This is a genomic window from Thermoleptolyngbya sp. PKUAC-SCTB121 (genome assembly GCF_016919485.1).
GTDB classification, from domain to species: Bacteria; Cyanobacteriota; Cyanobacteriia; order Elainellales; family Elainellaceae; genus Thermoleptolyngbya; species Thermoleptolyngbya sichuanensis.
The window spans coordinates 1,782,543-1,801,281 of sequence record NZ_CP070366.1 but is presented as its reverse complement, the minus strand read 5'-3'; the positions used below and the strand labels follow the sequence as shown (position 1 = coordinate 1,801,281).

Annotated in this window: 14 protein-coding genes; 8 read left to right on the top strand and 6 right to left on the bottom strand. The window is 55.8% G+C overall.

Translation table 11 applies throughout. The features are described 5' to 3' along the window. Nucleotides 1-30 precede the first annotated feature (30 nt). Nucleotides 31-1,632, bottom strand: coding sequence for an alkaline phosphatase family protein (locus JTM80_RS07555; protein WP_255548891.1), 1,602 nt, complete (start codon nt 1,630-1,632; stop codon nt 31-33). Nucleotides 1,633-2,772: 1,140 nt separating this feature from the next. On the opposite strand from JTM80_RS07555, the gene JTM80_RS07550 reads away from it, so the two are divergent. Then, the gene (locus JTM80_RS07550; protein ID WP_172358635.1) at nt 2,773-3,369 is read left to right on the top strand and encodes a DUF4126 domain-containing protein; all 597 of its coding nucleotides are present in this window, start codon (nt 2,773-2,775) and stop codon (nt 3,367-3,369) included. A 55-nt stretch (nt 3,370-3,424) separates the two neighbouring features. After that, nucleotides 3,425-4,417, top strand: a complete 993-nt coding sequence (locus tag JTM80_RS07545; protein ID WP_172358636.1) for a hypothetical protein — start codon at nt 3,425-3,427, stop codon at nt 4,415-4,417. A 408-nt stretch (nt 4,418-4,825) separates the two neighbouring features. Here the strand turns inward: JTM80_RS07545 and JTM80_RS07540 are convergent, their stop codons facing one another. After that, nucleotides 4,826-5,707, bottom strand: coding sequence for a Cof-type HAD-IIB family hydrolase (locus JTM80_RS07540; RefSeq protein ID WP_172358637.1), 882 nt, complete (start codon nt 5,705-5,707; stop codon nt 4,826-4,828). Nucleotides 5,708-5,808: 101 nt separating this feature from the next. Here JTM80_RS07540 and JTM80_RS07535 point away from each other — a divergent pair, with 101 nt between their 5' ends. After that, on the top strand, nt 5,809-6,195 hold the full coding sequence (locus tag JTM80_RS07535) for a hypothetical protein (protein ID WP_172358638.1): 387 nt from the start codon (nt 5,809-5,811) through the stop codon (nt 6,193-6,195). Nucleotides 6,196-6,215: 20 nt separating this feature from the next. Here the strand turns inward: JTM80_RS07535 and queA are convergent, their stop codons facing one another. Next, nucleotides 6,216-7,415 (bottom strand): tRNA preQ1(34) S-adenosylmethionine ribosyltransferase-isomerase QueA, encoded by a 1,200-nt coding sequence (queA, locus tag JTM80_RS07530; RefSeq protein ID WP_205370893.1) that lies wholly within the window; start codon nt 7,413-7,415, stop codon nt 6,216-6,218. A gap of 137 nt (nt 7,416-7,552) precedes the next feature. Between queA and JTM80_RS07525 the strand changes: the two genes are divergently transcribed. From JTM80_RS07525 to JTM80_RS07505, 5 genes are all read left to right on the top strand, one after another. Then, nucleotides 7,553-7,942: a hypothetical protein gene (locus JTM80_RS07525; RefSeq protein ID WP_172358640.1), complete on the top strand. Its 390-nt coding sequence runs from the start codon at nt 7,553-7,555 to the stop codon at nt 7,940-7,942. Between the two features lie 248 nt (nt 7,943-8,190). Beyond that, nucleotides 8,191-8,901 carry a Uma2 family endonuclease gene (locus JTM80_RS07520; RefSeq protein WP_172358641.1) on the top strand — a complete coding sequence of 237 codons (711 nt, stop codon included), beginning with the start codon at nt 8,191-8,193 and terminating at the stop codon, nt 8,899-8,901. 165 nt (nt 8,902-9,066) lie between these two features. Beyond that, a complete protein-coding gene (gene ychF, locus JTM80_RS07515) occupies nt 9,067-10,158 on the top strand; it encodes a redox-regulated ATPase YchF (RefSeq protein ID WP_172358642.1) in 1,092 nt (363 codons plus the stop codon). Between the two features lie 205 nt (nt 10,159-10,363). Further along, the gene (locus JTM80_RS07510; RefSeq protein ID WP_172358643.1) at nt 10,364-10,576 is read left to right on the top strand and encodes a DUF2839 domain-containing protein; all 213 of its coding nucleotides are present in this window, start codon (nt 10,364-10,366) and stop codon (nt 10,574-10,576) included. Nucleotides 10,577-10,927: 351 nt separating this feature from the next. Continuing rightward, entirely contained in the window at nt 10,928-11,593 is a 666-nt protein-coding gene (locus tag JTM80_RS07505; protein WP_172358644.1) for a ferritin-like domain-containing protein, read from the top strand. A gap of 240 nt (nt 11,594-11,833) precedes the next feature. Here JTM80_RS07505 and bcsA read toward each other — a convergent pair whose 3' ends face one another. The 3 genes from bcsA to JTM80_RS07490 are packed head-to-tail and all read right to left on the bottom strand — an operon-like array spanning nt 11,834 to nt 18,326. After that, nucleotides 11,834-14,422, bottom strand: a complete 2,589-nt coding sequence (gene bcsA / locus JTM80_RS07500) for a UDP-forming cellulose synthase catalytic subunit (RefSeq protein ID WP_205370892.1) — start codon at nt 14,420-14,422, stop codon at nt 11,834-11,836. Between the two features lie 8 nt (nt 14,423-14,430). Continuing rightward, a complete protein-coding gene (locus JTM80_RS07495; RefSeq protein WP_205370891.1) occupies nt 14,431-16,983 on the bottom strand; it encodes a cellulose biosynthesis cyclic di-GMP-binding regulatory protein BcsB in 2,553 nt (850 codons plus the stop codon). Nucleotides 16,984-17,024: 41 nt separating this feature from the next. After that, nucleotides 17,025-18,326 carry a glycosyl hydrolase family 8 gene (locus JTM80_RS07490; RefSeq protein ID WP_205370890.1) on the bottom strand — a complete coding sequence of 434 codons (1,302 nt, stop codon included), beginning with the start codon at nt 18,324-18,326 and terminating at the stop codon, nt 17,025-17,027. Nucleotides 18,327-18,739: the final 413 nt, after the last annotated feature.

Genomic DNA, 18,739 nt, shown 5'->3' with positions numbered 1-18,739 from the left:
GAATGTGGAAGTCTGGATGATGGAAGCCTGTTACCGAATAGCCGCTGATCGGACGGAGGACACTTCCAGCAGCGGCGTTCCATCCAGGCGATCGGGAATGGGCGCACCCAGCAGACCCAAAATCGTCGGCGCAATATCGAGTGCCTGACCGCGCTCAATGCTGGAATTAGGAGCAATACCCGGCCCCTGAGCCATGAAGAATCCTCTAGACCGATGCCCACCTGCCCGGAAGTGGGGAATGGGGCCAATTCGCCCAAAGTCGGGGCTGTCTACCACATCGGTAATCACTTCTTCCCAGACCACCACAATATCTGCATCCGAGAGATTGCCCTCGTCAAACGGCGTGCGGCGAGTGCGAGAAATTTGCCGCACGATGGACTTGCCGGTTCTGGCATCTTTGAGCTTCCACAGCTTTTCGATCACCTCTTCACAGACGGCATCATATTCAGACGGCGGCACAATGCCACTGCCCTCGCGCCCCTGGACGTTGATGCGAACGTGGCCATCGGCAAAGTAGGGCAGCGCGAAGGCCCGCATCTGCGACCACAGCGGGCGATACCACATGGCCGGCATCCAGAACAGCGGCGCGTTTTGCTCCATTAGCACGTAGGGCGATTCCAACCCATTCAGGCGATCGCGCAGAAGCTTGCTGGGCAGATAAGGACGCAGCGCCCGCTTAAGCGGATTTTGCTCATGGTTCCGCGCCCACATTTCACCCATCCAAGACTTGCGGAACGGATGGCTGATGACCGGGCCTGGCTCTTCGCTGGGGTTTCCTGGGGCGATCGCCGCCTTGCCAAAGTTAAAGCGATACATCATCTCCGGCAGCACGGCCATGCTTAGCAAGTCCGTGTAGTTTGCGCCCATGCCGTGGGGCGAAAAGAGCGTAATGTAAGCATTTTCTGGTGCAGCATCCAAAATCTCGCCGACTGCCCGGTCGATATGCTCAAACGCCTCCAGCATCAGCAGGCCCGCAGGCTTGCCGTGGAATTCGTATACGGGATGATCGGGATGGGTATACCAGAGGTCATGCCCAGCGGTATGCGCTTCTCCAAACCCAACAAAGAAGAAATCCCAATCCTCTTTCTTGAGATAGTCGCGGCAAACCTGGGCACGCTTCTCTACGCTCTCTTGAATTGCGCCGGGAACCCACTTTTCGTAAGCCTTGTCCCACCAGATGCCATCGTCTTTGTAGAGAACCGGATTTTCCCCATATTCCCGATTCATTTCCGGCAGCACCTCTGCGGGAACAGACACACTGGGAGTGAAGGGATAATGTCCGCCCCATGCGAGAACCTGAAGCCCGTTGACCTGGCTCGACAGTCCCGAAGTCGGCGGGTCTAGCACGAATACGCGATAGTCTTCGCCAAGGGCATAAAAGGGAGGATTCTGCTCAAAATCGCAGCCGACCTTGAGAATGTCTCGGTCAATGCCGTAGCTTTCGGGATAAAACTTGGACGTGCCCCAAAAGCCTGTCTTGTCAGGCATACAGCCTGTCCAGGTCATCGCCCACAGCCGCTCAGTCGAAGCAGCGGGTGTCGGCACACCGCAATAGTTCACCATGTTTTCTAGGCGACCGTAGACCCCCTGCTCACGGACACGACTGAGATTCTTGAGATGCCCCTGAGACATCCACTCCTCGAGAACCACTGGGTCAGCAGCATCTAATCCAATCGCAACTACGGGAGTTTTCACACTATCCTCCGACAAAACAATGCACAACTAATGAACTGAAATCAGGCGAAGACGTGCCCAGCCTTGGGAAACCGAGAGCAGATAACGAAAGCTACTGCCCACCGTCGGGAACTGGCAATGCATGAACGAGTGCTGTGAACTTAGTGCAGACTGATTCCCTGGCGATCGCCCGTTCCAAGAACGCTTGCCTAAAGACTTGGCGATCTGCCCCAACACCCATCCGAAAGATTCGGAAACTGCTCAAGCGCACGCCTTAAGCGCGATGCAAAAACTTTGTGAGAAAAACTCGCAAGCCAAAACCAATCCCAGTCTAAAACTATGTGAAATCACGGAGCTTTATACTGTGTTGCTCGAAATCATAGTCAAATTACGGACGGGCTTCTAGCCTTCACTGAGAACTTTATGGAAACTTTGTCTAGAATCTGAAATTCTCTCCTTTTTTGTAAGGGATAGTGAAGCTCTCGATTCAGTAAGTTTCTGACTTATACCGCTTTAGACATAGTTTTGGAGTCACACATAGCAGTTCGTGAATTCATGGACAGCCAGATTGGGTTTGCCTTTCAGAGCGAGATCCGGGTTATTTACAGGTGTTGATTGTAATGTCTTGATTAATTTTTTGAAGGACAACAAACCTAAACTGATAGGAGGAATTGATAAACCAGTTTTTTCTCCAGGATGATTCTTTAGAGAGTCTTTAAACGGTCTTTAAAGACTCTTCAAACACATGCATCTAGCGCAACTCCATTGTCTGTATTTTGAGGCGGACAAGGTTTCTTTTTATACGACAATCACACTTTCTTGCGATTAGACTCAAACTTCAAAACAAAACCACTATGTAATCTGCGTACAGACTGGCTGTATAAAGTTGGTTTTGTTGAAATCCGACTTCATAGCTTGGTTCTCAGGCCAGCGTTCACAAAGTTCACAAATCTGTGGGCGATCGCCCTTCCCAGGGCTTACGCATCCGCACAGCGCTAGCATGGCAATTGTGCGAACGAGAGAACTACGTAACAATTCAACGTATGCCCACCCGACTCAACGCGACTCAACGCGATTCAATGCCTGTGATGGCTCGTCATGCTTGAAGTTTTGGCTATCCTTTCGATTTCAGCCGCCACAGGGATGCGGATTGCGTTGCCGCTGCTGTTGATTGGGCTGTTGCAGCGCGAGTCGCTCTGGTCATCGGTGCCGCTGCTGTCGCAGGTGCCACCGCCGCTGGTGTTGGGAGTTTTGGTGAGCTGGTCGCTTGTGGAACTGCTGTTTTCTAAAGACCGACTTGCCCAACGACTGTTGCAAATTGTGGAACTGGCGTGTAGCCCGGTGGTGGGGGCGATCGCCGGAATAACAGTCGCCCGCCTCATGCAAACGAGCCAAGAGCTAGTGCCCGTGGCGGCGCTGGTTAGCGGGCTGCTGGCGCTGGTGTTTCAGTTGGTGCAGGTGGGCTGGTTTTATCGGCTGCGGGGGCTGCCGCTCTGGGCCATTTTTCTGCAAGATTTTCTCTGTGTGCTGCTGGTGCTATTTGCCTTTGATGCGCCGCGCCAAGGGGGGCTGATTGCGCTGCTGTTGCTGTGGCTGGCGATTCGCAGCACGGCAGAGTGGCGGCAGTGGTATCAAGCCCAGGCCAACGCGGGCGATCGCCGGTTTCCCCGACGCGGCAAACAAGACCCAGATTAGCCACATATTTAGCTACATGGGTTAGCTGAATAGAATGTGCCAGATAGAATGTGCCATGCAGCATGAATTGAACCAGGGGCAGACTGGGCTGGCGGGCATGTGGAGTGTGCGATCGCGCCTAGAAACTGCGCTAGCGACCTGTTGGCAAGCAGCAATTGTCCACCCCGCGCTTCCCAATGTGCCGGACTTGCAGAGCCAAATCGCCCTGCGCCGGGTAGACGCGCCGATGGGGGTGGTCTACAGTTCGGCGATCGCCCCCCGACTGGCGGCGAACCTGGGCATTCCGGCCGAAGACCTTGCCATCCGGCTGGCTCAAAGCTGGCCAGCATCGACTGCGGACATGGCAGACTGGGCCGATAGCCCGCTCCGGGTTGTCCAAAAGCATCTGGTGCAGGTTCACCTGGGCGATCGCCTGCTGGCAGCATGGTTGCAGCAATTTACTAGACCTGCCGAGTGCCAGCCGCCCAAGCCTTTCCCTGAGCCTGAGGCAGACCTCGCTATCTGGAACTCAGCCCCGCTGACCCATGTCCAACGGTCTCCAGGACGGTTTCAAGACGAAAGACTTCAAGACGAAAGGCCTCAAGCCCAATTTCTTCAAGACAAATTGCCTCAAGACCAATGTTTTGAAATGCAGGCGGCCCATGCCCGATGCTGCAACCTCTTGGCCCTGGCAGAGCGGGTCGGACTGGTTCGCTTTGAGGTGTCAGGAGCAATCGAGGGTGAACTGGCGTGGCCCATGTCCATGCCCTGGCTCACGGCGGAAGGAACGCTCCGCACCCAAGCGCCCGCCGAGCAGCGGCTAATCGGGCACTTGCTGGACAGCGTAGATGCGCTGGGTTCAATCCAGCATGGTTCGGCGATCGCCCTGGCTCAGTCCCTCAGCCGCTGCGTGTATGACTTTGATGCAAGCTGCCGCATCTTTGGCGACGTAGCGGTTCACCAACTAGAACTGGCGCAGGCGCGGCTGGGGCTGGTGCGAGCCGCACAGCAGACGTTGCGCTGGCTGCTGGAAAGGCCGTTGCAGGTAGCGGCTCCACCCTCCCTGTAGGGATTTTTTTGTAGAAAGGAAAGTGTAGACTGTGACAATCATAGGAATTGTTAATCATTGGCACTGAGGCGCTGACAAGACCGGGAAGGGTCTGATATATTTTCTTCAGTGTGAGGAGCGAACCAGCAAGGGCATCGAGACGAAACACGGTCAGTCGCCGGTGCCCTTCCTGATTTCTAAGCTTCAGCTTCTCTAGATGAGAAGCTCGATATTACCTGCTAAGGCTTTTGGAATTTTGAATAGTTTGGATATCACCGAGCGATGCCTCTTGTTATCTCTCTTCTCAGAGGCAATCTCAGCTTGGTGATTTTTGCTTGTAATTTGTGACTTGTGGGTCGCGCTGCGTTGCGCTGGTGCTTGGGGTAAGGATAGGCGGCCTGTATTACCCCATGCTGCGGAGATCGCGCCCTATCCCAGGATGAACTTTTCGATGGCGATCGCCGCTCCGTCTTCTTCTACGGAAGGGGCAACCCAATTGGCGATCGCCTGCACGCCCTCCGGCGCGTTGCCCATGGCCACGCCAATACCTGCATATTGCAGCATCTCAAAGTCATTGAAGTTATCGCCGATTGCCATCACTTGGTCGGCGCGGAGTCCCAAAATGTTCTCTGCTAGGTAGCGAACCGCGTTGCCCTTATTCACCTCTGGATGGGTTGCTTCCAGGAAAATATCCACGGATTTGGTCAGGTATAGCTCGGTTGGGGCGTAGCGTTGCCGCAGTTTTTCTAGCAGATCGTCAATCAGTGCCACGTTGCTGCTTTGGGCGAGGATTTTGGTCAGGTCGGCATCGAGCAGGGTTCGCAGGTCGCCAACGGCAATCGGCTCAATGCTGGAGCGTTCTGCATAGGCTTCGGTTTCAGCAGTGATCTCGCGGACGTAGAGCTGGTCATTGATGTAGAAATGCACCGATACTTCGCCCCGGATTGAAGGCTGTTCGTAAAACTCCAGAAGTTGCTGCGCGTAGACCCTGGGTAGGTGCCAGTGGCGATGCAGCGTGTCATCGGCGGGGTCTTTGATCAGTGCGCCCTGATAGCTCATCAGCGGCAGGGTAGAGCCAAGATCGGCATGAAACCGGCGGGCTGATTGATACATCCGCCCGGTGGCGATCGCCACGGGAATGCCCTGCGCCTGCACCGCCTGCACGGCCTGCTTTACTCGTGCCGAAATTTGGTTCGATACACCCACCACCGTCCCGTCCAGATCCACTACTAGCAGGCGAATCTCTCCCGCTTGGGCTGCCGAGTTTTCCACAAATGCCCCTTGCGCTGTCCCTGGCGCTAAATTTCCCATCCCAGCTTACCGCAAGCTTCAGTTTTCATTAAGCCAAGCCGGGTCAGCAATTAGCGCTTGTTATGATTTGAGCCGAAGTGGCGAGTTGAGTTCATCCGACCATGACTACTGCAACTGTGCTGGAATTTATGCATCGCACTGCCGCCGACGATACCCTGCGGCAACAGCTAGAAGCCCTGCTCGGTGTGGGCGATGGCAACATCAGCAGCGAAGCGGAGCTAGACCCCGCCGAAACTGCGGCTCTGACGGGCGATCGCGCTCCAGATGTGGCGGCCTTCGCGGCTCAAAACGGCTTCCAGTTCTCTGCCGATGAGCTAATCGCTGTGGTCAGCGCCTTTCAGCAACACCAAGATGGCACCCTGTCGGACGAAGAGTTTGCCCGGATTTTGGGAACCTCGTTTACCAACAGCCCCGGCAAAGTGCAGTCTCAGGTGAAGCGTCTGGCCCAGTTTCTCAGCAAAACCTATCTGGGAATTGATCTGAAGTAGGGATCACCAATCAGTAGGGATTACAAATCAGCAGCAACCTGCTCCTTCTCCCCTGCTGTCGCCTCAACCTTTGCCTCCGGCAAAATCAGCATGGCATCGCCGAAGGAATAGAAGCGATATCCCTGGGCGATCGCCTCTTGATACAGCGCCAGCAGCCGTTCTCGTCCCGTGAGGGCGCTGACCAGCATCATTAGGCTGGACCTGGGCAAATGGAAGTTGGTGATCAGCCCATCCACCACGCGCCACCGATAGCCGGGATAAATAAATAGCTCTGTTTTGCCGCAGTAGGGCTGGAGTTGCCCGCTGTGGGATGCGCCTTCGAGGGCGCGGGTTACGGTGGTGCCGACGGCAATTACTCGGCCGCCGCTGGCTTGGGTTGTGGCGATTGCCTCGACGGTTTCCGACGACACTTCTAGCCATTCGCCGTGCATTTTGTGATCGGTGATGGTTTCCGCCTCGACCGGGCGAAAGGTGCCTACGCCTACATGCAGCGTAATAAAGGTGCGTCGGATGCCCTGCTCTTCCAAGCGATCGAGCAACTCTGGGGTAAAGTGCAGTCCGGCAGTGGGGGCAGCAGCCGACCCGGGGCGATCGCCATACACCGTTTGATACTGCTCTGGATCGGCGTGGGAATTCTCGATATAGGGCGGCAGGGGCACCTGACCCAACAGGTGCAGCACCGACAAAAAGGGCTTGTTTTCTGCAACCTGAAATTCCAGAATCCTGCCAGAAGTGGCTGCATCCACCGCCAGCACAGTCGCCGTCAGCAGGGGTTTCCCGCCTTCCGGCTGATCCGGCTGAAAAAATTCAATCATTGCGCCCACCTTCAGCCGTCGCCCAGGTCGCACCAGCGCCAGCCAGCGATTTTCCGACTGCTCTTCCAGCAGCAGCACCTCTACCTTTGCGCCGCCTACCTTGCGCCCAAACAGTCGCGCAGGCAGCACGCGGGTATTGTTTAACACCAGCAAATCGCCCGTCCGCAGCAGCGCAGGCAAATCCCGAAAGATGCAGTGCTGATGGGAGCTTGGCGAATCCACCACCAGCAGCCGAGCGCGATCGCGCGGTACGACCGGATTTTGAGCAATGCGCTCAGCAGGCAAATAATAGTCATAGGATGCCAGCCGCAGGTCGAGGGAAGTTGGCTCTTCTGAGCTTGGCGGAGAGTCCTGAGGGAAGGGGGATGGCTCAGGGTGATCATGCGGCAACGGATTCAAAGACATGCTCAACTAAATCCACTAAATCCAGGCAGATTGGGGAGAAACACCCTCCAAGGTAGGGGGTCTTTCCCCTATGAAACGTCAGAGTTTATTACGAAAATAAAACTATAGTTGAAATTGCATTTGCTGGGGTTGGACGCATGGAATACATCTATTACCTCGCGAATGCCAGTTTAACGCTTCGGGTGGTTGAATATCTTCACAACACGCCCTGGCTCCCCGTTCGCTTCATGACGGTCATTCATCAGATCGACGGTTGGGTAGTGAAGGTTAAACTGGAGCGCTGCCTGGATGCCGATCGAGACGGTGACTTTCGCGCTTTTTTGAATGAGTTGGGCATTGCCTACGAACCGGATATCCGAGTACGGATGGCGCTGTGGGGGCTGGAAACTGGCCAGTCGCCCGTGGATGTGATGCGCCGCTACCAAGTGGCAGTGGTGTCTCACGGCAGCCCTGATGGCGAAGAAATCGAAGCGTTTCGTCAGCAGTTTGTGCAAGGGCTGGGCTATTGCCCCGAAACTCTGGCCTAGTGCGCCACCCGCATTGCAATGCTAGGTGACCTGCTTGATCGCCCCACTCAAGTTTATCGTCCCTCCAAGTTTGAACGCAGCTTGAACTCTATTACGCCATCTCAGACCGCATTGGCATGAGCTGGCGTTTTTTGTTGGGCAGCTTTGATGAACGATCCAAACTCCTGTCCCGGATTGCGGAAAATTGGCAAGGGGCGATCGCGCTAAAATGCACCCAACCCTTCGAATCTTCCAGCCCTCCGCCACCCATGACCTCCCTCCTCCCCACGGCCTCGCCTACCGAAATTTTCTACCCCTCTTCTGATGGTGAACCCGTGGCAGAAACCTATGTTCATCTCTACGCCATGCTCGTCACCTTGGAAGTGCTGCGCCAATATCTAGAAGGTCAGCAGGCAACCGTGCTGTCTAACCAATTTCTCTACTACGCCCAGGGCTACCCCAGGCTGCGAGTTGCCCCAGATGTGATGGTGATTTTTGACGTAGCTCCGGGCGGGCGCGACTATTACAAAATTTGGGAAGAAGGGCAGGTGCCAGCTGTCATTTTTGAGATGACCTCGAAAAGCACGCAGGCTCAGGATCAGGTCTTCAAACGAACACTATATGAGCAACTGGGTGTGCGTGAATATTGGCTGTTTGACCCGCGTGGGGAATGGATCGACGGGCAACTCCAGGGCTATCGGCTGCACAACGATACCTACGAACCCATCACCGACGGCCGCAGCGACCCGCTCAAACTGCGGCTGGAAGTAGATGGACACCTGATCGCCTTTTATCGCGAAGATACGGGTGAAAAGTTGCTGATTCCCGGCGAACTGGCGCAAGCCCTGAGAACCGAGGCCCAGGCCCGCCAGGACGCTGAAGCGCGGGCGGCGGAATCTGAACTACGAGCGCAGGCGCTAGAAGCTGAGGTCGAAAGACTGCGATCGCGCCTGAGAGAGCTAGGCGCAGAGGAAGGCTAGCGGCTAGGTCGGTCGGCGGCGCGGCTGGTCTGCTACGCTGATATATTGCGGAATGTTGATAGGCTGATAGATGGTCAGCTTCCCGCAACGCGCGGCCGTTGGCGATCGCCACGCCCCAGCGCCCAGATCTGCCTGCTTATCTCTCCTCCTTTACCCAATCGCTCTATGCTTCAAGCTGGAATTGTCGGACTGCCCAACGTGGGCAAATCGACCCTCTTTAACGCGGTGGTGGCCAATGCCAAAGCGCAGGCGGCCAACTTTCCCTTTTGTACGATTGAACCTAATACGGGGGTCGTCGCCGTGCCCGACGAACGGCTGGCAGTGCTGGCAAAGATTTCCAACTCTGCCGAAATCATTCCGGCGCGGGTAGAGTTTGTGGATATTGCTGGGCTAGTCAAAGGGGCTAGCAAGGGCGAGGGGCTGGGCAATCAGTTTCTGGCAAATATCCGCGAGGTGGATGCGATCGTCCATGTCGTGCGCTGTTTTGAAAACGACGATATTATTCATGTTGCCGGATCGGTCGATCCGGTGCGCGACATTGAGGTAATCAACCTGGAACTGGCGCTGGCGGATTTGTCGCAACTCGAAAAGCGGGCCGATCGCACTCGCAAGCAGGCAAAAACTAGCAAAGATGCTCAGGCAGAGTTGGCCGTGTTAGACAAACTGCTGGTGGTGCTGAACGAGGGCAAGTCGGCGCGACTGGTGGAACTGACGGATGAGGAGGAGGCCATTATAAAACCGCTAGGGCTGCTGACGCGCAAGCCCGTAATCTATGCGGCAAACGTGTCGGAAGATGACCTGGCGACGGGCAATGAGTGGGTGGAACAGGTGCGGGCGATCGCCGCCGCAGAAAATGCCCAAGTCGTCGTAGTATCAGCCCAGGTCGAATCGGAACTCATCGAACTTTCGGAGGAGGAGCGGGCCGATTTTCTGGAATCGCTGGGGGTGCAAGAAGGCGGGCTGAAATCCCTGATTCGCGCAACCTACGATCTGCTGGGACTCCGCACCTACTTCACCACGGGCCCCAAGGAAACTCGCGCCTGGACGATTCGTGCTGGGATGCTGGCTCCCCAGGCAGCAGGTGTGATTCACACTGACTTCGAGCGCGGCTTCATTCGCGCAGAAACGGTGGCCTATGATGATTTGGTAGCCACAGGTTCTATGGCGGCGGCGAAGGAAAAGGGATTGGTTCGCAGCGAAGGCAAGGAATACTTGGTGCAGGAAGGGGATGTCATGCTGTTCCGCTTTAACGTGTAGTTTTAACGTGCAGGTTGGGAACGGTTAATCAGCTTTTTAGGCCCCGTGACTGTAGTCTTTGATCTTGATATTTGTAGGACTGACGCATTTGGACAATTTCTCGCGGGCGCAGTCCGCGAGAAATTGTCCAAAGCTCAGAAAGCTTATTGAAAGTGCGTCAGTCCTGATTTGGTCTTGAGACTTGATTTTGATGAGGGAAAGCGCAATGGGAGACTCGAAGCGACGCAAGGAATCTCTGGGCGAAAAATACGGGCAGGAAGACAACATTCTGCCGGGTATTCCCATCAAGCCCAGCCAGGCAAAGCTGTTTTCGCAAATCACAACGCGGGGCGCGTGGATTGGGATCGCCCTGTTGGTGGTGTATTGGGTCGTGGTTCGGTTTATTGGTCCCAGTCTGGGCTGGTGGGAATTGAGCTAGTCGGCTCTGGTTGCGCTCTGTGCGTCCCAGTTTCAGTCCCAGTTGCAGACCTGGCAGCAGGCCCAGTTGGATGCTAGAGGCGACCGATTTCTCTAAAAAACTTTTCCCCTATGAAAATCCGGCGAATGGGCACGTCCGTATATTCCTCTAGACGGGCGCAGTTCATCCATTAATTTGCGCTCCAAAGCATTGGAGTGCTTGGGTTGAATTGGAGTCATCCGGCGATTTGAGCAAGTTTCAGGACTCGCAACTCTGGTGCGGTGTTTGGCACAGAGTTGGCTGGGACTGAACTGGCACGGGTCGCTGCTTTGTGGTGCCTTTTTGCAGAACTTTTGTAGGAGAACTCGAACAATGAACCGACGCAAATCTGAATGGCTGGGTCGCGCTCGACGGGCGCAGGGCTTGTCTCGTCGCCAAATGCTGACAGGTGGGGCTATCGTGGGTGCGGCGAGTGTGCTGAGCGTGCCGCTCATTGCAGGAACGGCCGATGCCTCGACGGAGAGCGATCGCCGCAATGATATTGAGATCCTCAACAAGGCCCTGTTTTATGAACACGCTGCTATCTGGGCCTACGGTGCCGCTGCGGGCAAGCTGACGGGTTCTAACGTGGGTAATGCCGTAAAGGCGATCGCCCTCGCGAACCAGGCAGATCACATGCAGCACCGCGATGCCCTGGCGAATGTCATCCGCAGTCTGGGCGGCACGCCCGTTCAGGCAGAGACCAGCTACGATTTGTCCTCCTATCTCCAGCGGGGCGAAGGAAACCTGGATTCGGACGTGAATATTGCAAAGCTGGCGCTGGCGCTGGAAACCGACGCGGCGATCGCCTATAGCCAGGAAATCGCTATGCTCAAAACGCCCGCGCTGATCACCGCTGGAGCCAGCATCGGCTCGACCGAGGCCAGCCACGCGACCCTGATTCGGGCAGCAATTCAATCTCTCGGCGTAGATATTCAGCCTGTCCCCGCTTCCTTTGTCAGTGCCGAAACCCGAAATGCCTGGATTCTAACGGTTTAGGTAGATTTATACCCTCAAAAAGATGCGCCCCGAAGCAGTTCGGAGCGCATCTTTGTCTTCAAACGTCTTCAAACGTTTTCAAACTCGTTAGGACTTACGCAGTTAGACCATTTCTCGCGGGCTGCGCCCGCAAGAAATGGTCTAAAACCCAAAGAGCTTATCGCAAGGGCGTAAATCCTACTCGTAAACTCTGCCAGTCTCTTAGAACCTAAACTCTAGACAGGGCTGATGCGAGAACGCCTACTCCAAATCGCGCAGCAGTTGGCGAATCTTGGAACCTTGCCGTGCATCCAGGTGTGCAGGAAAAGAGACCTCGACATCCGCCGTCACGCCGCCTGCCGAGCGATTCACCAAAAACACCACACCGTCAGATGACTGGGCATTGGAAACCCGCACGTCTTCGATCTGCCCCACCAGACGCTTCGGATTGTCATCTGTCGTATGCTGGCTCAGCAGCAAACCCACAGGCGGCTGAGCTTGCTGCAACATCTCGATGTTGGGCAGCAGGTTGCCGTCCATTTCAATCCGCAGGCTGCGCGAACTAATCTCCTTGGCAATGCCAGGATAAAACTGTCCCTCCCAATAAATCTGAGCAGCAGCGTGGATTTGCTTGCGAATTTCAGTCGGTACGGCGGGTTTGGGATCGCGGAAGGCCCGCAGCAAGCCCGTCGCCAAAAACGCCAGCGATTGGAATGGACGGTCGATTTCGGTACGCTTCTGCGCGTACCATTCCTCCACGTCGGAATACAGCACCAGCACCAGCGCATCATTTTGAGACTGCGACAGGTTCACAAAGTCCACTGCCACAACGACTTGGTCTTCGCTAATCGGGTCAACTCGAATCACCCGCGCATCCAAAAACGCTCGCTTGCCAAAGTCGCCAGTGAGTTCGATTTCAACCGCATCGGGCAGGTTCGGCCAGCTATCCAGCACAATCCGCGCCCCGTTCTCGCTGACATCCAGCGTCTTGCCAGACAGGGTTTCGTTGTTGTTGCCGTAGATGACTGCACCCAGCTTGCGTTCCAGACGGTGTGCCCGCCGCAGTTGCGGCTGTTCATAGGCTACCAGCAGCGCCGCCACCAGCAGCACTAGGTTAAACACACACCAAGCAGCGTTGATGATGACGGCTTCTTTTGCTTCGGGCTGAAGCACCAGCCAGAAAGGGACGGCCAGCAGCGACAGCACCAGTAGCGACACAACAATCAGGGAGGCTTTGGCAGATTCGTAATCGAAGCTGCGTTTTGTGACCTTTACGCCCTTGTCGGTCACGTTGAAGCTGCCTAGCTTGGGGTTAATCAGCGCCATAAAGGTCACAATGCCATCCTGAAACGCCATCGCGTACTCAAACACTTCGTTCCAGAACGAAAAGCGGACTTCTTTGGCGGTGATGTAGTTGGCATTTAGCGCCAGGGCAATGTGAGGTAATGCATACACCAGCGTTTCCACACCCAGACCGCGAATCAGGTTAATACCAAACAGCAGGTACAGCACTGGCGATAGTGCATACATGATGCGCGGAAACCCAAAGAAAAAGTGGGTGGTGGCGGAGGTGTAGCACAACCGCTGCGGCAGCGTGAGCTTGAGTTTGCGGTTAAACAGTGGATTCTCTAGCCGCAGGATTTGTGCCATGCCTCGTGCCCAGCGCACCTGCTGCCCTACGTAGGAGGAGAATTTCTCTGGTGCCAACCCCGCCACCATGATTTTGTCGTAGTAGACCGACTCATAGCCCAGGGAGTGTAGCCGCAGCGAGGTGTGGCAGTCTTCGGTCACGGTTTCCACCGCGATGCCGCCGATCCGCAGTACGTAGTCCCGTCGAATCACTGCCGCAGAACCGCAGAAGAAGGTGGCGTTCCAAAAGTCGTTGCCCTTTTGCACCACCTTGTAGAACAGCTCGTTGCCGACGGGGACTCGCCCCTGAGTCAGCAGGTTGCGCTCGAAGGGATCGGGGTTGTAAAACCAGTGCGGGGTTTGGACGAGTGCGACCTTGGCGTTGTAGAAAAAGCCGACCGTTTCCTGAAGAAACTGCCGCGATGGAATGTGGTCGCAGTCGAGGATTAGCACTAGGTCGCCTCGCGTGCGGCGCATGGCAGTATTGATATTGCCTGCTTTGGCGTGGTCGTTGTTGTCCCGCGTCAGCATGGTGCAGCCAATCTCTTCGCACATGCGGCGCAGCTTTTCCCGACGATCGGGAAATTTCCGTCCGTCGTCTAGCACATAGACTCGCTTTTTCTCTTCGGGGTAGTCCAGCGCCAGAGCCGCGAGGGCCGTCTTGCGGACGATCTCGACATCCTCGTTGTAGGTGGGAATGTATACGTCAACGTTGAACCATTGACTTTGGGGAATGCCGGACAGATCAACGGGCTGGCGATCGCGCAGTTTTAGCGTCTGAAAATAGGACAGAAACAGCGTGGCGATCGCATATAGCTCCGCCATGAACAACACAATACTGAAGGTTGCATTGAGCCAGCCATCCAGGTTCAGCGTATAGCTCGTGCGGTAATAGAGGTACCGCATCGTCGTGACGATACTCAGCCAGGCCAGGAACAAATGCAGATACTCGCTTGCTTGGCGCTGGGTTTGCCACTGCTCTAGCTTCACCACAGCCCAGCCCAGCAAGATCAAGAATACTGCCACAACGCCCTGCTGCCAGATTTTTAGCGGCGTAACGATTAGCGGCGCAGACAGCACCATCAGACCAATGACCAGCCAAAAGAGCTGCGTGCTGCGTGCCCTAGGAAAAAAGCGGTCAAACCAGTTCGGCACTCGCAGCAGCCACCGCGCAATCCACGGCTGCTGACGAGAGACGGGTTCGACGGGGGCTTGAGACATGGAACTCGTCATTTTACCTCTCCTGACTTGGCGAGCCGATTAACGTAGAGCTGAGAAATGCCATACAGCAGCAGTGAGATTAACAGAATGCCCGTCGGCAGCAGGAACCAGTTGTCTTGAATAAAGATGGAGATTCGGCTCAGGAAGCCGGTTCTTTGCACCTGCTGGAGCGGTTCCTCCCGCAGGATATCGAGCTTGTAGGCGTAGGGGTCATTGGGCGATGGATTGGGCTTGTTTCGGCTAATCAGCACCGTGTCGCCGTTGAGTTGAGAAAACAGCGGGTCGCGCTTGAACACCTCTGCCGCGTCGGTGAGGCCCTGTTCGCTCTGTCCGGTGATGGCCAGCACCGCGCGATCGCCATTATTCGGCGACACCATCAGCTTCACCACACCCTGACCATCGGGCAAAGCCTGCACCCGGCTACCGCGCCAGCCCCGCGAAAACAGATTGCGGAGTTCAAAACCACCAGACTCCATCACTTCGGGCAATGGGAAGCGATCGCGCGTCCCAATTCCCACCAAGTTCATACCCCGCGCCTCAGCAGGCAGATTGCCACCCGTGTAAACTTGCAGGTTCACCGAATTGGCGCGGCTCAGCCGACCCAGCCGCTCACTCACCGCCAGCATGGTTCGCACATCTGCATCCCGTGGGGCACTCGGCACCACAAACGCCGTCTCCGACAAATCCTGCGGTGCGGTAAACGGATAGCCAAATTGCAATAGCCTCAAATCCGGCATCCGAGTGAAAATGTCTCGCTTCAGATTAAAGTCCGTGTCGCCATGCAGCGTTCCCCAGAGGGATTGATCTCTGGATAAACCACAGACCTCAGCAGAGCGCGGATTTAGGTTAAACACCACATTCAACTGCGAATCTGGCTGAATCAGCGCTGCGGGCAAATCCACATCCAGCGAATCGCGACCGCCCCTTGCAGAATTCAGCCGCTTAGAGCCAATCGTCACATCATCCAGCCGTACCTCCACCGTCGAAGTGCGTGGATCAACCTGAGCGCTGTAGCTATAATCCACCCTCATGCGGCTGCCCCGCGAAAAGCGGTCATCGGGCAGCGCCCGGAACGGAATTTCAATGGGTGGTGCATTCGTGCCATGCACTGTAATGTCTTCAAAGTTCTGTCCGCCGAGCGTGGTTAAATCACGCAGGGTAAAGCTATTGCGCGTGGGCAGATAGCCCGGCCACTCGCGGGGCGCAGGCGACGGCTCATTCACCAGATTGGTCACCGTCAACACCTGACCCGTACCAATCTGCGCCTCTTTGGTCTGCACTAGGAACTGCACCGCCTTCTGCACACCTGCTGCTGAATTTCCCGTTGCTACGAGAACGGGTAAACCGTTGTCTTCCAGTGTGGTCAACATTAAAACGCCTGTATCGCCGGGCAGCGGCGTGTTGTTGCCGTCCAACAACTGACCGTTGCGAATCGGCAGCGGCAGCGATAAGTCTGACAGAACAGGCTGCTCTGCTGGAGTCCCCAGAATGACCACGCGATCGTTCCACTGGAGGTTATCCAAACTGCCCACTAGCCGAGTGTTGAGTGGGCGAAAGTCCACGAGCCGCCCCGCCTCAGCCTGAAAGATGGCTGCTGCATTAAGCCAGGTGTCGCTGTAAGCGCGAGGCCGTAGATACGTAATCTGATTGGTATCGAGACTGAGGGTGTCAATGAACGGGAACGGATAGCGGCTGAAATCCAGCGGAACAGACTCTAACGCATAGTCCAGAATGACCTTGGAATCGGGTAGAATCTCGGTCCACAAGGTCGGGTCGGTGGCAACGGTGCAGTCTTCATTCGTCTGCTGCTCTGCCAGAATTGAAATCTCGTTGTAGTCCTGAATTAGATTGGACGGCACCTCGAAGACCACCTGACCAATCTGAGAATTGGGACGATTCAGCGGCACGCTGCCCACGCTGGTATCGTTTACCCGAACCGTCAGGCTTGAGCGATCAGACAGCAGCGACGGCGAGTGCTGGAACCGCAGTACGAGCTTGGCAGTTTTGACATCCCACTGACGGGGACGGTTAAACCCAAGTCGAGCCGTTGGGTATACGCCTTCCATGCGGAGGCGATTGCCCACCACCGGGCTGCGGTTGAACTCAATCACATGCTGGTAGGTGGGTTCTGGCTTGGGCGCGGCGGGCGACGCGGTGGCAGCGGGCGGGTTCGCTGGCTGGGGGGTGGCGGCTGGCCGGGTTGGGCTGGCCGGGGCCGCAGGACGAGCGGCCGGACGAGACGGCTGGCTGGGCGGCTGGGCAGGCGCGGCCCGGCGCACGGCAGGGGCGGGGCGGGGCGCAGGCTGAAAGTTTGGCGGAGTCGCTGGCCGATTTGGCAAGGACAACTCCCGGATCAGCGTGTTTTCTCGCTGCTGCACGCTGGTTTGCGCGGATGCGCTGGGCAGCAGGCTCAGGCCCGCTCCTAGACCCAATAGAACGAGCAGAATTGCCAGGATTTGGTTTCGTTTGACACGCTTCCGGCGTGTCCGACCAGCGGGAGAGGCGTTGGGCGAGTGGTCTCGATTAAACGTAAGAAACCATTGACGCAGCGAACGAAACATAGACCTGTCTCTCTACTAGTAAAGGGGGTTTACGGGTCGGTCTAAGGCTGAAGCCAATTCACAGCCACATCAGTAGATGCAAGTAGCCCAAACCAAGCCAGATTTTGTGCGTAGTACGCAGAGTCGTTATCCCAAAAGCCGTTTTGATAAGCAGGAAGAAGCTTTTGCTGATAAATTTGCTCAGCAATTTGAGGGTTTGTTAATTGAAATGCCGCAAACAACATGCCGTATTGGGATGTAGATTCGTAGGGCACGAGCGGCTGACCTTGCAGGTCAATCTGTGCTGGAATCTTTTGCTGGGCTTTCCATTTGGATTCCAGCGACGGCAAGTGCTGCTGCAAGTATTCCCAGGCGGCAGGCTCGTTAAACCACTGGGCATCAATTCCAACCCGCCACCAAACTCGATACGCATCGAATCCATAGATGCTGCGGATCGGGCTGGGGGTACGCAACGGAATATAGCTGTTTGTGGTGGTGTTGAGGGCGACCCAATCGCTGGGCAGTTTGGCGGATGAAAGCTGGGAGGATTCGCGCAGGATCTTGTAGCTGCTGTCTACTAGGCTCAGCCAGTTGCGATCGCCATCTATCTGGGCAAACAGGCGGAAGGCGTAGGGTGCGAGATAGGAGGGATTGAGGTGAAGCAGGTCTGGCTGGGGCTGAAACGCTTCCTTGGGCCCCGGCAGCAGATAGCGCTGCTCGCTGGCTGACTGGGAATCGGAGGCACGAGCGGAGTGGGGAGGGACAGCCACTGTTGAGAGAGTCCAAAGATCTCTCAGCTTTATACGCGCTAGCTGGAGATAATCCGGACGGTTCCAGCGGCGGGCGGCGAGGATGAGGGCGGTTACTGCGTCGATATCGGCATCGCTGGCGAAATTCTCGTCCAGAATCGTCCAATTGCCGTCTGCGTCTTTTCCCCACTTCCAGGCCCAGAGGTTGTCTCGGCGCTTGCCGTTTGCATCCATCCGCTGGAGATTTTCCTCGGCCCAGTTCAGGGTTTGAGCGAAGGTTTCTGGGTCGTCCATAAAGACGGCGCGGAGCATGGCGTAGGCCTGCCCTTCGGAGGTAGTTCGTTCGTCGGCTTCCCAGTCGATGACGCGGCCGTCTTGCTGGATAAATCTTTCTCGGTAGGCACTCCAGCTTTCGGCGAGGAGGAGTTGCTTGGAGACGATCGCCCCTGGGATTGGCTCAGGGGGGGCGCCTGTTTGGGACACGACGGTTGTATCGGGGGGTGTCCCCTGGGATAGCCCGGAGTCGTTGCAGCCCGCCAGGGTTGAGCCAAACACTAGCGCCAGGGCGATCGCCAACGGTCTCAGGCTGGAGGCGGCGAGTTGAAAAAGTTGCATAGACCAGCGTTCAAAGTGCGCTCTTTTCAGGAAGTCTCAGCAGGAATCTCAAAAAACTCTCAGCGAGATAAAGAAGGCAAGAAAAACTAGAACGATTCCTTCATCCATGACAATCCAAAATCATCCGCACATCCAACGAAAAACGCTGCGCCTTACGGAAGATTCACATTTGACTAAAGATTTATATTCAGGCTGTAAATCTACTGGGCGATCGCCATTTCCCTAATCTAGTCACCGCAATAAAACACCTGGAAATGCTGTGGAAATACTATGGAAATACTATAGAAATGCCTGAAAGATCTTGTGCCTGCTACCCTTAAAGCCTTTGACCACGGGGGGCCTTAGCCCCGACCCCAACAGTCCAAATAGAGTGATTCGAGACGGGTATAAATTAGTAAAAATGCTTCAGTAGG

Coding starts and splice junctions, on each gene's coding strand:
- JTM80_RS07555 (WP_255548891.1), bottom strand. CDS start 1,632: ATGTCTCAGGGGCATCTCAAGAATCTCAGTCGTGTCCGTGAGCAGGGG.
- JTM80_RS07550 (WP_172358635.1), top strand. CDS start 2,773: ATGCTTGAAGTTTTGGCTATCCTTTCGATTTCAGCCGCCACAGGGATG.
- JTM80_RS07545 (WP_172358636.1), top strand. CDS start 3,425: ATGCAGCATGAATTGAACCAGGGGCAGACTGGGCTGGCGGGCATGTGG.
- JTM80_RS07540 (WP_172358637.1), bottom strand. CDS start 5,707: ATGGGAAATTTAGCGCCAGGGACAGCGCAAGGGGCATTTGTGGAAAAC.
- JTM80_RS07535 (WP_172358638.1), top strand. CDS start 5,809: ATGACTACTGCAACTGTGCTGGAATTTATGCATCGCACTGCCGCCGAC.
- queA (WP_205370893.1), bottom strand. CDS start 7,415: ATGTCTTTGAATCCGTTGCCGCATGATCACCCTGAGCCATCCCCCTTC.
- JTM80_RS07525 (WP_172358640.1), top strand. CDS start 7,553: ATGGAATACATCTATTACCTCGCGAATGCCAGTTTAACGCTTCGGGTG.
- JTM80_RS07520 (WP_172358641.1), top strand. CDS start 8,191: ATGACCTCCCTCCTCCCCACGGCCTCGCCTACCGAAATTTTCTACCCC.
- ychF (WP_172358642.1), top strand. CDS start 9,067: ATGCTTCAAGCTGGAATTGTCGGACTGCCCAACGTGGGCAAATCGACC.
- JTM80_RS07510 (WP_172358643.1), top strand. CDS start 10,364: ATGGGAGACTCGAAGCGACGCAAGGAATCTCTGGGCGAAAAATACGGG.
- JTM80_RS07505 (WP_172358644.1), top strand. CDS start 10,928: ATGAACCGACGCAAATCTGAATGGCTGGGTCGCGCTCGACGGGCGCAG.
- bcsA (WP_205370892.1), bottom strand. CDS start 14,422: ATGTCTCAAGCCCCCGTCGAACCCGTCTCTCGTCAGCAGCCGTGGATT.
- JTM80_RS07495 (WP_205370891.1), bottom strand. CDS start 16,983: ATGTTTCGTTCGCTGCGTCAATGGTTTCTTACGTTTAATCGAGACCAC.
- JTM80_RS07490 (WP_205370890.1), bottom strand. CDS start 18,326: ATGCAACTTTTTCAACTCGCCGCCTCCAGCCTGAGACCGTTGGCGATC.